Here is a 13,803-nt window from a genome sequence, read left to right as displayed (position 1 = left end):
CGCCTCCTATCAAGCCGCCGCCGTGCGGTCGGTGACGCCGGTGAGCCGGTGGCGATCGAGAAGCGATGCGAGCATCGCGGAGCCTTGCTCAGCCGTCGGGATGAACAGCCTGAGCTTCCAGGAGATGATCTCCGCGATCAGGCCCAATGCCTTCAGGCGCGGCACCATGGCGTCGGTGAAGCCGATCAGCTCGACGCGGTAGTCGTTCATGACGCGGCTGCGGCGCAGGACCAGGCCATCGGCAAGCTGCAGGCCGATCCGTCCCTCCACAAGTCCGGTCCAGGCCTCCTCCGGCGCCAGTGTCGGGACATTGTCGATGCCGAGATTGCGCAACATGGTGGCGACCAGCGTCGGCGCGATGTGACGGCCGATGATGCGTTCTCCGGCATCGGTCTGGATCCGGTAGACCTGGCAATCATGGTCCGGCAGCCGCCGCCAGATCGGCAGCAACAGGCCGGTGACGATGTGGAAGGTGCTGGTCGTGAATTCCGGAACGGCGGTGACTTCTGCCTGCCACAGCTCGCAGAACAGCCTTCGGTCGGCGGGCTGCCAATGAGTTTCGGCAAGGGCATCGAGACCGAAGCGCAGCTCGTCGGTCGGCCGCAGCAGGCGCACCCGGTGCTCTATCGTCCCGTCGTCGAGCATCAGACTTGCCGTCGGCAGCTGGATCGCCGCGCGGCTTGACCGCGCGTTGACCAGGAGAACCGACTGCGGTTCCGCGCGTGCGATCGCCAGTGCTTCGGACAGGCCGAGCGGGCGGATGCGATCCTTGCGTGCCACGGTCAGCACATGAGACTGCGCGCCGGAGACCGGATGCGTGTAGACTGTGCGGCGATCGGTTACGATGATGCTTTCCGCCGTGATCGTCTCCAGCCCCTTGTCATAATTGCCCGCGGCGATGGCGCCTTCTATTCTTGCCGTCATCAGCTGCTCGAACACTTCGAACAGCAGGTTCTGGGTTTCGATGCGCAGCGCCAGCAGCCGGTTGAGCCAGGTCGTGATCGGCGGCAGCTCGTCGCGCAGACCGCCTTCTTCCGTGGTGAGAGACAGCCCGGTGACCGCCTCGAAGGTCGTCAGCGAGCAGCCCTCGATCTTGCCCTGGTGCAGCAGATAATAGAACTGACGTAGCGCCGCACGGGCGTAGGGGCTTTCGAGATTGTCCTCGGACCGGAACAGCCCTGCCCCGCCGGTCTGACGCTGGCCGCGGGTGATCGCACCAAGCGTGTCAAGCCGTCGGGCAATGGTCGACAGGAAACGTTTGCCGGCCTTCACATTGGCGGCCATCGGTCGGAACAGTGGCGGCTGCGCCTGGTTGGTCCGGTGCGTCCGGCCGAGTCCCTGGATGGCGTTGTCGGCGCGCCAGCCGGCTTCGAGCAGATAGTGCTTGCGCAGTCTCTGGTTTTTCGCGCCGAGATCGGCGTGGTAGGAGCGGCCGGTGCCGCCGGCATCGGAAAAGACCAGTACAGTCTTGTCGTCATCCATGAAGCTTTGAGTCTCTGCGAGATTGGCCGAGCCGGGCCGGTTCTCGACGGCGAGCCGGTCGATGCCGTCGCGACCGGTCTTTTTGACGATGCGGCGCGAGCGACCGGTAACCTCGGCGACGGTGTCGGTGCCGAAATGGTGGAGGATCTGGTCGAGTGCGCTGCCGACGGGCGGCAGCGAGGCCAGCTTCTCGATCATCTCGTCGCGGCGGCGCACAGCCTCGCGGCACTGCACGGCATTGCCTTCTGCGTCATGCACAGGGCGTGAATAGACGTTGCCATCTGCATCGGAATATTCCTCGAAGAGCTGGGTCGGGAAGGAATGCATCAGATACCCGAGCACAAATTCGCGCGGGGTCACGTCGACGTGGAGGTCGGACCATTCCTCTGCCGGGATCTCGGCCAGCCGCCGTTCCATCAGCGCCTCGCCGGTCGAGACGATCTGCACGACCGCCGAATGACCGTCGGCGCAGTCCTGCTCGATCGCGCCGATCAGGGTCGGCGTCATCATCGAGGTGATGAGATGACTAAAGAAACGCTGCTTGGTGCTTTCGAAAGCCGAGCGTGCTGCGGCTTTGGCATTGCGGTTCAGCGTGCCGGTCTCGCTGGTGATATTGGCGGCCTCGAGCGCGGCGGTCAAATTGTTGTGGATGACCTGAAAGGCGTCCGCATAGGCGTTGTAGATGCGGATCTGCTCTTCCGTCAGTTCGTGCTCGAGCAGGTCGTATTCGACGCCGTCATAGGAGAGCGATCGCGACGTGTAGAGGCCGAGCGATTTGAGATCGCGGGCGAGCACCTCCATGGCGGCGACGCCGCCATCCTCGATTGCCGCGACGAACTCGGCGCGGTTGGCGAAGGGAAAATCCTCGCTGGCCCAAATCCCGAGCCGCTGGGCATAGGCCAGATTCTCGACGGCGGTTGCGCCGGTCGCGGAGACATAGACGACACGGGCGTCGGGTAGCGCATGCTGAAGCCTGAGGCCCGCCTTGCCCTGCTGTGAGGGTGCCACATCGCCATGTTCGCTTTTGCCTCCGGCGGCGTTGGCCATGGCGTGGGCTTCGTCGAATACTATGACGCCATCAAAAGACTTACTTGTTCCTATCGCGCCTCCGGCGCTCCCCGCCTCTTGGCTCACCCAATCAATGATCTGCGCAATGCGAGACTTCTTGCCGTCGCGCTCCTGCGAGCGCAGCGTCGCATAGGTCGTGAACAGGATGCCTTCGGCAAGGCGGATCGGCGTGCCCTGCCGATAGCGCGAGAGCGGCTGGACGAGAAGCCGTTCCTGCCCGAGGGCAGCCCAATCGCGCTGTGCGTCTTCCAGCAGCTTGTCGGACTTCGAGATCCAGATTGCGCGCCGACGGCCCTGCAGCCAGTTGTCGAGGATGATGCCGGCGACTTGTCGCCCCTTGCCGCAGCCGGTGCCGTCTCCCAGAAACCAGCCACGGCGAAAGCGAACAGCATTCTCTGCGCCGTCGGGAGCGGCCGCGACGACGTCGCAGGTTTCATCCACCGTCCAGGCGCCGGCGAGATGGTCGGAATGGGCTTCGCCGGCATAGATGACGCTCTCGATCTGGGCATCGGATAGCAGCCCTTCATCAATGATCGCATCAGGAAGGAGAGGCCGGTACGACGGTTTCGGCGGCGCGACAGCGGCCATCGCCGCCGACTGGACGAGCGGGCTCGGATGGGGTTTCGCACGCGGGATGTGAATCGACTGCAGCGCATAGCGCTCGTAGATCGTGTCAGTGAGGCGACCGCCCGCCTCGGGTATCCAGTCGCGCAGTTCATAGGAAAGAGGAACAGCTGATGTGCTGGCCGAGGTGGTCGGACGGACTGGCTTCGCCCGGGCGACAGGAAGAACTGGCCGCGTGCTCTTCGCGACAGCAGCCGATGCTGCGATCGGCGCAGCTCTGGCAGCAGAGCGCGCGGCCATGTGCGTGGCGGCATTCCGCAGGATTCCGTTCGACAGGGCGCCGATCGAATCCGGAAAGCCGCCCGGTGTGCGTGGCGGCAGGTCGGAAATCCAGGAGAGCAGTGTCTCGACATCGGTAGCCTTGCCCGGCGAGGCCGCGAATGCGGACGGATCGGACGCTGGCCTCTTGTCGATGATGGTCAGGCGGGTTTCCGCCGTCGTGCCGTGGCGGGCGTAGACGCGACCATCGATCGCTGCGGTGAAAACCACCCTGCCCTGCTGCTGGAGCCGCTCGAAGGCCGGCCGCCATTTGGGGTTTTCGGGCGAGAGCCCGGTGCCGGTTATGGCAACCAGGCGACCGCCAGCGCGCAGACGGGCAAACGCTGAAGAGACATGCCGCCATGCTGCATCGGCGACATGTCCGTCGACATAGGCGCCCACGGTGAAGGGCGGGTTCATCAACACCACGGATGGCTCGACGGCGACGTCGAGATGATCGTCGATATGGGCGGCGTCATGCCGAGAAACCGGAACGCGCGGGAACAACAGGCCGAGCAGATCGGCGCGTGTCGCGGCGATCTCGTTGAGCGCGAGCGGGGCCCGGGCAATCTCGGCATGGACGGCAAGAAGGCCGGTGCCGGCTGAAGGTTCGAGAACGAGGTCCGAAGAGGAAATCGCGGCAGCATGAGCGGTGACGAAGGCGAGCGGCAGTGGCGTGGATAACTGCTGCATGGCCTGGCTCTCGTCGGAGCGCCGCGTGTGAGTGGGGAGGAGTTCGGCGATGCGTTTCATCATCGCCAGCGCCGCCTGCGGCGAGGCCGATCGCGACAGGATCGCCGAGCCGAAGCGGCGCAGAAACAGGACCTGAGCGGCTTCCAGCGCCTCATAGGCGTCCTTCCAGACCCAGAAGCCTTGCGCATCGGTGCCGCCGAAGCTGTCGGTCATGGTCGCGCGCAGCGCTGCGGTGGTGACGGGCTTGCCCTGTTCCAGGACGGGAAGAAGCCGGGTGGCCGCCTGATGAATCGCCTGGGCGGTGTCGATGGTGCGGATCGCCGGCGCGGCAGGGGGAGCGACCGTCCGGGCGACGGTCGATGTGGTGGTGACGATGTTCATGGAGATGTCCTTCGAGCGAGAGTGTCCGCCCTGCCGGCGCGCTCTCTGCGCTCCGGCAAGGCCGCACTCCTCCCGGCCCCTCTCTCCCTCCAGCGATGTGGGCCGAAAGAACCGGCGAACGACTCTTGGACTGACGGCTAGGTGTCGCTGCTGTGCGGCGATCCGGGCCACGGCGGAACGTCCGGCGAGATGTCGCGTGCTTCAAGCGCGAAGCCTGCTAGAAGCGCGCGCAGGTCGGTCTCGCTCTGGATGTCATCGATCTTAAGTTGCGCCAGACGTAAAATTAGCGCCGCTGTCTTTGGAAACAGGGGGCGCGCGCCGTCGAATTCGATCGCCTCGGCGATTTCATCACGGCCCTCCATATCGACGCGATCGATATAGGAAATGAGCCCTTCACGGCGCTCATCGGCTTCGATGGATTCCGGATAGCTCGCCGAGAGCATCATCTCACTGGCAAGCTGCGGGGCCGCGGCAATCGCGTCAGCGTCGTTGCCGGCATCGATTGTCATACTGTCCCAGCAGCGAAGCCAGAAGCGGAGCTTGACGACATATTCGGTCATTGCCCGATCTCCCCTGTGCCGCGTGAAGTCGCGCGAACGCAGGGCTCAGCTGGCGCAGCCGTGGCGGTGTTTTCCAAGATTTCCAGTACGACGGCGTCGTAATCGAGTTTGTACGCAAGCGCACGGGAGAGAAGAAGGATGGCGTGCTTTTCCGGCAACCCGGGCCAAGTTTCTGTGACGACACGCAGGATGACGGCGCGATCGCGAGGGAAGGCATATGCGTTGATTGCCCATTCGATCAGGCCTGGAGCATGAACGAGCGGGCTCGATCGAGTCGATATGTCGGCATGTGAACCTCCTGAGGGGTGGGGCGGAGCGATCGCTATTTTTGCTCGTTGGGGTCTCGGCGTTCCTCGATGATCGCCCTGGCTTTTTCGACCGCTGCCATCGCCTTTGGCAACCAGCGTTCGAACTCCACCTGCGAAACGCCCATGGGTCGTGCGACGAAAGCGAGCTGGTCGAGCAGCTCAGAGAAATGATCGGCCTTGCGTTGGATGGTCTCGTCGAAATGCGACGGTACTGGGATCTCCTTGCCCTCATAGGCGGCGCCGCCGCCTTTCCAGATGCCCGTGACATAGGTGGGGCCGGCGCACTCATAGTCGGGCAGTTCACTCGACCAGTCGTCATCCTCGATGGCGAGGCGACATGCTTCTTCGGGCGTGGCGGCGTCGTAGACTCGATGTCGGTAGTTCGGCATGCGGTAGGTGGTTTCGATCGTGAACCTTGGCATGGTCTTGCTCCAGTCATGGAAAAGCGATGCCCGACGCAAGCGCCGGGCAGGGAAGGGAAGTCGGGGACTCGGTCCGGTTCCAGTCGGCGCGCCGAAACCGGCGATCGGTGATGTCGTCCTGATCGATTTAGTTTCTAGCTAGGTGATCAGGACGGTGCGGAAAGGAGGGATTTCGGCCGGTCGGGCACGGTCGACGACGAAGACCTCATCCGCATTAGCTTCGAAAAGCATCAGGATGCGATCGCCGACCGCGACACACTCATTGATCCAGTGACGGTCGGTATCGCGGTACTTTTCAGCGCGATCGGGCGGCACGTAGACGATGGTAAAATGCGACAGCGGCTTGCCCGTCGGTGCCGCATAGAAGTATTCCTTCACCTCGATCACGACACCCCCGGTGCCGTAGGAGGTCGAGACCGTATCGCCGGACCGAACCAGATCGGCGACGGTCGGGGAGCCGGGCGGTGTGCGCCGGTATCGGCACCTGTCAGGAGCTCCAAGGTCGGCAGTGTAAGTGGAGTGCGCCTCCCAGGTCGGCTTGTCCGCCGGTCGCGGCGGCTTACGATGGTTTCGCATCGTCGCCCCCTCCCCTCCTCGACCGTGCGTGGACTGCCGGCATGCGGCTGTCGATCTCTTCGTCGGTCAGATCCTCCAGAAGCTTGAGGGTGGTGCCCTGCCCGACTGTGTAAACAAGGATGGTCCGTTTGCCATGATGCTCCGATGGCCAGGCATCGGGGTCGGTCTCGCCGGCGATGCCTCTGAAGTCGGCATTCGTGGCGGACCAGATCGCCTCGAGCTTTTCCTCGCGCGTCATGCTGTCGACCGCACCCGTCTCATGCGCGATGATCGCTGCCCGCATGGCGTCGGGACTGCGTTTGTCGGAGAGATCGCAGAAGCCATGGAACCACCGTTCGCGGCCGCGGATCCTGATCGCGAAGAAGACGCTGGTGACATTGCCGGACTTGTATTCGGACATACCGAACATGCCGGTTCGCTGGAAGAGCGGCGGCAGAAGTCCGAGCATGAAGTGGTATTCGCTGGCCGAAATCTCGAACCACTCCGACGCATACGGCACGCCGGACAGGGGATCGACACCCGGCGTATCGCTGTGACGATTGAAGAGGGCAAAACATCTGCGACCGGGTCGCGACGCCCTCGAACACCTTTCGGAACGTGGGATGGGTGGACATGACATGCCTCCGGAATAGCCGAGCCTCCCGCCGCGCGGGGGCGCCGCGCGAGAGGGGGGTCGGCGGGTGGGGGGTCGTGGGGCTGCTTCAGGCGGCGTGGCGATCGGCGGAATGTGTTCCATCGCGCGTGACACCGGTGATGGCGCGGACGGCGGCGGCGAGCGCCGGAACATCGTCGAGCATGTCGAGCGCGACGAAGTGGTTGGTTCCGCCGGTATAGTCCTTGCGGCCCTTGCAGGTCCGGATCAGGATGCCGTGGCCGGAGGACATGCCGAACTGGCCAACCTGGATGTATGCCCGGTCAAGGTGCAGGGTAATTTCGCCGGAGACGGCGATACCCGCCTTGTTGGAGCGCAGGTCATAGCTTCCCCGCGGCAGGGCAAGTTCGGCAGCGAGTTTCTTCAGCCGCGAGCGGGCCGTGGTGTGAAAGCGTCTTTTCTGCTGCTCGTCATAGGAGCAGCTTCTGGTCCAGTCGAACATATCGATCTCCATGAAACGGAACAGGTCCGGCGATCACTTGCGCGATCCCGGGCCTGTCGGTGGCTGGGCCTATGGGGTGCGGAAAGTCAGGCGGCCGTGCGGCCCTCGATGACGTCGGCGCCGACCTCGTCGGCGGAGACTTCTTCGAGATAGGCTCGGCTGTACCGGTTGTTCGCGAGCCAGCGTTCGGCCGCCTCGCGGCCCCTGGCGAGATGCAGGAGTTCCGGGTTGTCGCCAAGATCCTGCAGGACGCGTACCATGCCGATCTCGGGACGTTCGACGATCTCGAAACGCAGGTCGCTCTCGACGGAGTAGGTGCGCCGGACTGAGACAATGACAGTACCGGCCTGGCCGAAGTCGCCCTCATGAAGGGTAAAATATGCCGGCGAGCTGTAGGTCGCGCGCGTTCGCGGCGGCTCCTTCTTCACCAGGCGGCCGGTGCCATTGCGGCTCTCCCACGCGGAGAGCTTCTGAATCGGGCCGGCGGTCTTGCCGTGCCGTCACAGTAGCGGATGACGCTCCCCAGAGGGGCGGAATCGTAGACGATATGGGCGGACATGCGGAATCTCCATGTCGGAAACGAAAAGGGGCCCGGCGGAGATGCCGGGCCCGGTGCGGAACGGGAGGCCGATTACTCTGCGGCCTCGAGCCGATCTGTTTCCTCGTCGGCGACGGTCGGTTCCTCGGACGCTGTGTCGGCGAGGAAGGCAGGCAGATCGGCAGCATCGCCGTCGAGAGCCGTCTCGTCTGTCACATCCTCTGTGACGGTCTCGCCGGCGTCGTCTGCCGCGTCGTCACCAGCGAGGCGCAGCGGCTCGGGCAGCCAGGTCGACCCTTCGAGAAGACGGGCGGCCTCACGGGCCATCAAGTCCTTCTTCATGTGGTCGATCAGTTGCGCCGAATCCGCGCCGCGGGCCTCGCGGACCGCCTGGACGATCCGAGCCTTGGTGACGCGGCCAAGGTAATTGGTGACGGTCGGTTCCCAGCCGGCGGTGACCATGTCGAAGCCAAGCGTGGCGGCGAGCGCATCGGCATGGGCAAGCGCGCCCGGCCGCCTGTTCCAGGGCTCGACGACGGCGTTCAGCGAGAGCGATACACAGTGCGCGAATAGCGCCTTGCGGCTCGCTTCGTCGAGGTCGAGCAGGAAGTCCCAGAGCTTGTCGCTGTCGGGCATATCCCGGTCCCATGCCTCGTGACGCTCGGCGATCTCCTTCGCCCAGGAGGTCTCAGCAAGGCCCTGGACCTGACTGAGACTGTTGCTCGCAAGAGTGATTTCGAGGCAGCTGTCCTTAGCGAAGCGATAGAACACCTGCAGCACGAGGGCATGGAGAACGGCGACGAAGGCGATGTCGACGTTGCTCGCGAGCGCGTTGCGCAGCGCCAGCGTCTTCTGCGCGGTAAGGTCGAAGACAAGCCGTTCCGGCAGAGGCTTGATGCCTTCGTCCTCGGGTTCCTCGGTCGCATCGGATCCGCCATTCGTGGGCCGGCCGTTGACGACGACGCCATTAGCGCCGTCCTCGTCGGACTGCGACGCGTCGCGATCCCCGCCGTCGGCCTTCTCGTCATCGTCCATCTCGGCGCGGGGCTCATCCTCGGGACGAACGAAACCAGCTTCGACCTGCAACTGGCCATTGGCGCCGAGCGTGATGAACGCGCCGGCAATGGCCTTCTGTGCCGGATCGTAGACCTGGGGACGATCGCCAAAAGCGTCGAGCTCGGCGCCCAGCTGATCGAGCCTGTCCTCGGTCACCTGGTCGGCGTCCTCCATCTCGGCATATTTGGCGTCGAGCGCATCGTACTCGGCCTTCACCGCGTCGTGGCGGGCGATCTCCTCTGCGCTCATCTCAGCCGGTTCGGCATAGACCCGCCGCATGCCGGAGGTGTGGCCATAGGGGAAGCTGATCGCCGCCTCGACCCACTTCCATCCGTCGGCGCGGATGGTCTCGGCGTCGGCCTTTAACCTCTCGAAGACCAGTTGCTCGAGCAGTGCCGCATCCTGGAACCAGCCGCCGGAATCCTGCTCGAACAGGTCGCACAGAATGACGCCGCCAGCAGCTTCGTATGCCTCGGCGCCGACATAGACCGCACGGCGATCATCGGCGCGAACCGTGGTCTCCGTCAGCAGGCGCCGGATGTAATAGGGCTCCTGCATATGCGGATTGCCGGAGATGCGCTCCCAGATCTGCTCCTGTCGAGCGTCGTCGTTGGAGATCGAGAACGCCATGATCTGCTCGAGGCGGATTTCATCCTTCTCGTAGAGTTCGAGCAGCCTTGGCGAGACCGAGGCGAGCCTCAGCCGCTGCTTGACGGTCGCCGCCGACACGAAGAAACGAGCGGCAATCTCCTCGACATCAAGGCCCTGATCCCTTAGTGCCTTGAATGCACGAAACTGGTCGAGCGGATGCAGGTCCTCGCGATGCACGTTCTCGGCAAACGAGTCTTCCTCGGCCGAGGTCGTTCCGCTGCGATTGACGATGCAAGGGATCGGTTCGTTCTTCGCCAGGCGCTTTTGCTTGACCAGAATGCCGAGCGCGAGATAGCGGCGGCCGCCGGCGGGCACTTCGTAGGTGCCGGTCTCCTCGCCGTCTCCATCGAGGACGGGACGAACGTTCAGGCTCTGCAAAAGCTTGCGCCGACCGATGTCCTCGGCGAGTTGCTCGATGGTGACGCCGTCCTTTACCCGGCGAACATTCTGCTGCGACAACACAAGCTTGTCGTAGGCGATATTCTCCGAGGGGTTCATTGCGATCTTCTGAATGGCGCTTTTTGCCATGATCAGGGTCTCCATGACGGGCGGCCCGGGAACTATCCCCGAACCTCCAAACCCGTCAGGAACCCTCCCCTCCGCCCTCTGCCTCTCGCGGCGCCGCACCGGCGCAGCCCGGCGGCCTCGACGCGGTTCGGCAACATCGACCGGGTCCAGCCTTGCGCAGCGCCGTGAGCATGCGTGCATGATCCATGAGAAATGTGGATGAGCGCCTGGCGATCGACGGTGACCGTCTTGCTGGTGCTGCGCATCCGATCGTGCCGCTCATGCAAGGTCTCGCACTCGTCCATGGTGATGCAGAGATGGAGAATGGGGCGACCGCTCATGACGCGGTCCTCCGTTCGGGCGGTGCGGACATGGCTCCGACACCTGGGATGTCGCCGTCAAGCTCGGTTGCAAGCCAGGTGCGGATCCCGACCGGATTGAAGAACTTGACCACCGGGACATGGTCGCGATCGCTCTGGCGGCCGTTGGCGAGGAACTGTTCGCGCTGGTCAGCTGTTAGCAGCGGCATTCGGGTCTTGGCGGTATCGTGCATGGGTCGCGCTCCATGACGGACGATCGAAAGCCCGCCTTCCGACCTCGTGGTCCGTCGCGACGAAAGGCGCCGCCCTCATGGTTGTGAGGACGGCGCCTTGAAGTGGCGATGAAAGGGACGCCGGCTTGCGATATGTGGATCGCCGGCCTGGGCGGGGATCAGTGAACGAGGTCGAGGAGCTTCTTGGCTTTGCCTTCCATTTCGAGCCGCACATCCTGGTGCTGCTTGTCGCGCGCAACGCGGGTGATACCTTGGACGAAGTCGAACACCGATGCCGGCGGATGGCCTTCGTCGGTGAGCACAGCATCGATAATCTTGGTGGTTTCGCCTTTCGAGAAGCCGCGCTTGCGCAGGAATGTCGTCCGATCATCGTCGTTGCGGGCAACAACGCGCTCGCGCGCTGCCTTGATGCCGTTGACGAAGGGCATGGGCGAGGATTCCGCGAACTGGATCAGCGCCGGTTCGGCTTCCAGCGCAAAGCGCGAGGCAGCGTATTTGGAGTGACGGATTGTGATTTCCTGGAAATCCTCGACCCCCCAAAGATTCCGATTTTGGCAAACGGCTCGCAGGTAAAAGCTTGCAATTCCTAGGGTTTTAGCGCCGACCTCGCTGTTCCAGGCGTAGAACCCGCGGAAGTAGAGATCGGGTTCGCCGTTTGGTAGTCGCCCGGCCTCGATCGGGTTAAGATCGTCGACCAGGAACACGAAGATGTCGCGGTCCGAGGCATAGAGCGTTGTCGTGTCCTTCGAGATATCGACGTTGGGGTTGTAGAAGCCTGTTGACCAGTCGAGTACGCCCGGTACCTTCCAGCGCGTGTCGCCGGTGCCGTTGCCGGCGATCTTTTGAACGGCGTCGATCAGTTCTGAGTCGAATATTCTGCCGTAATCTGGACCTGTAATGGCTCGAAGCTCCAGACGGCCGTTCTCGATCTCGAGCGTTTTTACTTGCTCGGCGCGGTGCGTGGATAGGCCATACTGCAGATTGATCCCGGCAAGCGCGGCTGGCAGCTGGCGCAGATAAGTCGTAGGCGCACCGACCAGGCTGGCGAGTTGGCCAAAGCTCCAGTGTGTCGGCGTAACCGGCATATTGCCATCCGGGAGCATGAGGGTGAGCCGCTCGGGATTGTCGCGGGATGCTTCGACGCGGATCGCCTCGCTTTCCACGATGCGCGTCTTGCTGCGTTCGGACCGCCGCTTCACAGCACTGTTGAGGTCGGTGAGCGACAGGTAACGGTCGTCGTCAGGCCGGTTGAACCATTCCGATGACACGCGCCCGATACGCTGGCCGCGGCTGACATCGACCTTGTAACCATTGGGCGTCGTGCGTGACGGCGCCAGAATCTCCATATGGGTCATGATCTTTCTCCGCGACGGGTGCCGGGAGCCTCTCTCCTGGCCTCGACCCGCCATCGCATCACGGCCTCCCCTCTGCCTCTCCAGCGCCGGCCAATGCCGGAAGGGCACCAACGCCGCGATCGCTCATGCCATAGGAACATCAATTATCTGCACCGAAGGCCTCGGCTGCGTCAGTCATTCGTTGCAAAAGGCAAACTCGGCGACTGCCCTGCTCTGGGTCGCACGATTATCCAAGCGAGCGGGTTGCGCTTGTTGCAAAGGCGTGACTCAATGGGCTCACAGGGATGCGGCGGCGACCTGGAGCTTTGGAGGTGATGCGGCGGTTCAGGATTTGTGGTTCGCTCTATAGGGAGGATGCACCTGAGCTTCAGGAAGCTCTGACGATCGCTTATCAACGGCACGAGCGGCCGTTGTGCATGTGCCGGGGCGACGGTCTGCCCATGTACATCGCGCGCATGGGCGGCCTTTACGTGATCAAGCGCATGCCGCTCAGCGGCGACGAGCACGATCCCTCATGTGCGTCTTACGAGTCGCCATACGAGCTTTCGGGTCTTGGCGCCCTGATGGGCAGCGCCATACAACTCGACCCGCAGACCGGGATGGCGGCGCTGAAGCTGGATTTCAGCCTGTCGAAGATCGGCAGTCGCGCGGCCTCGCCGCAGGCTGGTCCGGGCTCAGACAGCGTTTCGAGTGAGGCGAAAAAACTGTCGTTGCGCGGGCTGCTGCATTATCTGTGGCACGAGGCGGAGCTGACGGTCTGGACATCGCTTTGGGCGGGAAAACGTCATTGGTGGAATGTGCAATGGCACCTGCGTGAGGCTGCAAAGCAGATGGTCGTTAAGGGTCGCCCGCTGGCCGAGACGCTGTATGTGCCGGAGGCATTCCGAGCCGAGAAAAAAGACGTGATCGAAAGGCGTCGCGCTGAAGCGCTGGCGCCGCTGGCGACTTCGGGATCGGGTCCACGCAAGCTGATGATCCTTGTCGGCGAGGTGAAGGAGTTCGAGCCGGCTCGCGTTGGTCAAAAGCTGGTCATTCGCCACGTGCCGGGCTTTCCGTTCATGGTCGAGGATGACCTGCATCGTCGCCTGCGGACGCGCTTCGAACGGGAATTTTCGTTGTGGGAGGCGGACGACCGCTCCCATCTTATCGCTATTGCCACGTTTGGGGTCAATGCGGCGGGGCTTGCGGTGATCGAGGAGATCGCAGTGATGGTCGTGAATGAGAACTGGATACCGTACGACTCCGTTCACGAACGGAAGCTGGTCGACGTCCTCGCAAGGATGAGGGACAAGAGCATCAAGGGATTGCGATATAACCTGCCGGCGGAGCAGCCGATCGCCAACGCGATGATACAGCGCCTCGGTCAGTCGATTGCGCTCTACATCGTGCCGGCTGGAGTCGACAACAAATTTGAGCTGATGCTGAACGACATGATCGAGGCGCGCCCGCAAATCGGTTCGTGGATCTGGCGCGTGAGTGACGGCGAGATGCCGTCACTACAACTGTAGCGGCCGCCTTAAGCGGCCGCGACAGGGCCGCCGCAAGCGCCTCGACGAGTTGAAGACTGGAGACGGGCCCGGCCTACCTGTCCACCTGAAAAGACAGGTCAGCTGAGAGCTGGTTCGCCTGGAGCTGCTGCTTGAACAGATTCAAATCTGTAGAGCCGAACGCAATGCG

9 protein-coding genes and 2 pseudogenes are annotated in these 13,803 nt (G+C 63.4%); 1 reads left to right on the top strand and 10 read right to left on the bottom strand.

Features of this window, described 5'->3' with window-relative positions:
* Nucleotides 1–9: 9 nt before the first annotated feature.
* From EN818_RS22080 to EN818_RS22035, 10 genes and pseudogenes are all read right to left on the bottom strand, one after another.
* On the bottom strand, nt 10–4,506 hold the full coding sequence (locus tag EN818_RS22080) for a strawberry notch family protein (protein ID WP_135905329.1): 4,497 nt from the start codon (nt 4,504–4,506) through the stop codon (nt 10–12).
* Nucleotides 4,507–4,643: 137 nt separating this feature from the next.
* A complete protein-coding gene (locus EN818_RS32790) occupies nt 4,644–5,066 on the bottom strand; it encodes a hypothetical protein (RefSeq protein ID WP_189349943.1) in 423 nt (140 codons plus the stop codon).
* A gap of 322 nt (nt 5,067–5,388) precedes the next feature.
* The gene (locus EN818_RS22070) at nt 5,389–5,796 is read right to left on the bottom strand and encodes a hypothetical protein (RefSeq protein WP_135905327.1); all 408 of its coding nucleotides are present in this window, start codon (nt 5,794–5,796) and stop codon (nt 5,389–5,391) included.
* A 138-nt stretch (nt 5,797–5,934) separates the two neighbouring features.
* A complete protein-coding gene (locus EN818_RS22065; protein ID WP_135905325.1) occupies nt 5,935–6,372 on the bottom strand; it encodes a hypothetical protein in 438 nt (145 codons plus the stop codon).
* Entirely contained in the window at nt 6,356–6,991 is a 636-nt protein-coding gene (locus EN818_RS22060; RefSeq protein ID WP_348631418.1) for a DUF1419 domain-containing protein, read from the bottom strand. Before EN818_RS22060 ends, EN818_RS22065 begins: the two co-directional genes overlap by 17 nt.
* Before the next feature lie 82 nt (nt 6,992–7,073).
* A complete protein-coding gene (locus tag EN818_RS22055; RefSeq protein WP_189523826.1) occupies nt 7,074–7,466 on the bottom strand; it encodes a hypothetical protein in 393 nt (130 codons plus the stop codon).
* 86 nt (nt 7,467–7,552) lie between these two features.
* Nucleotides 7,553–8,025, bottom strand: a pseudogene (locus tag EN818_RS22050) (hypothetical protein).
* 72 nt (nt 8,026–8,097) lie between these two features.
* Nucleotides 8,098–10,239: a ParB N-terminal domain-containing protein gene (locus EN818_RS22045; protein ID WP_135905321.1), complete on the bottom strand. Its 2,142-nt coding sequence runs from the start codon at nt 10,237–10,239 to the stop codon at nt 8,098–8,100.
* A 367-nt stretch (nt 10,240–10,606) separates the two neighbouring features.
* Nucleotides 10,607–10,747 (bottom strand): annotated as a pseudogene (locus EN818_RS22040) (DUF2958 domain-containing protein); the annotation flags it as partial.
* Between the two features lie 182 nt (nt 10,748–10,929).
* The gene (locus EN818_RS22035) at nt 10,930–12,126 is read right to left on the bottom strand and encodes a DUF932 domain-containing protein (RefSeq protein WP_135905319.1); all 1,197 of its coding nucleotides are present in this window, start codon (nt 12,124–12,126) and stop codon (nt 10,930–10,932) included.
* A 314-nt stretch (nt 12,127–12,440) separates the two neighbouring features.
* Between EN818_RS22035 and EN818_RS22030 the strand changes: the two genes are divergently transcribed.
* The gene (locus tag EN818_RS22030) at nt 12,441–13,634 is read left to right on the top strand and encodes a DUF1173 domain-containing protein (RefSeq protein WP_135905415.1); all 1,194 of its coding nucleotides are present in this window, start codon (nt 12,441–12,443) and stop codon (nt 13,632–13,634) included.
* The last annotated feature ends 169 nt before the right edge of the window (nt 13,635–13,803 follow it).

Source organism: Mesorhizobium sp. M3A.F.Ca.ET.175.01.1.1, from assembly GCF_004791945.1.
Lineage (GTDB): Bacteria > Pseudomonadota > Alphaproteobacteria > Rhizobiales > Rhizobiaceae > Mesorhizobium.
This window is presented reverse-complemented; position numbering and strand designations above follow the sequence as displayed.

Coding starts and splice junctions, on each gene's coding strand:
- EN818_RS22080 (WP_135905329.1), bottom strand. CDS start 4,506: ATGAACATCGTCACCACCACATCGACCGTCGCCCGGACGGTCGCTCCC.
- EN818_RS32790 (WP_189349943.1), bottom strand. CDS start 5,066: ATGACCGAATATGTCGTCAAGCTCCGCTTCTGGCTTCGCTGCTGGGAC.
- EN818_RS22070 (WP_135905327.1), bottom strand. CDS start 5,796: ATGCCAAGGTTCACGATCGAAACCACCTACCGCATGCCGAACTACCGA.
- EN818_RS22065 (WP_135905325.1), bottom strand. CDS start 6,372: ATGCGAAACCATCGTAAGCCGCCGCGACCGGCGGACAAGCCGACCTGG.
- EN818_RS22060 (WP_348631418.1), bottom strand. CDS start 6,991: ATGTCATGTCCACCCATCCCACGTTCCGAAAGGTGTTCGAGGGCGTCG.
- EN818_RS22055 (WP_189523826.1), bottom strand. CDS start 7,466: ATGTTCGACTGGACCAGAAGCTGCTCCTATGACGAGCAGCAGAAAAGA.
- EN818_RS22045 (WP_135905321.1), bottom strand. CDS start 10,239: ATGGCAAAAAGCGCCATTCAGAAGATCGCAATGAACCCCTCGGAGAAT.
- EN818_RS22035 (WP_135905319.1), bottom strand. CDS start 12,126: ATGACCCATATGGAGATTCTGGCGCCGTCACGCACGACGCCCAATGGT.
- EN818_RS22030 (WP_135905415.1), top strand. CDS start 12,441: ATGCGGCGGTTCAGGATTTGTGGTTCGCTCTATAGGGAGGATGCACCT.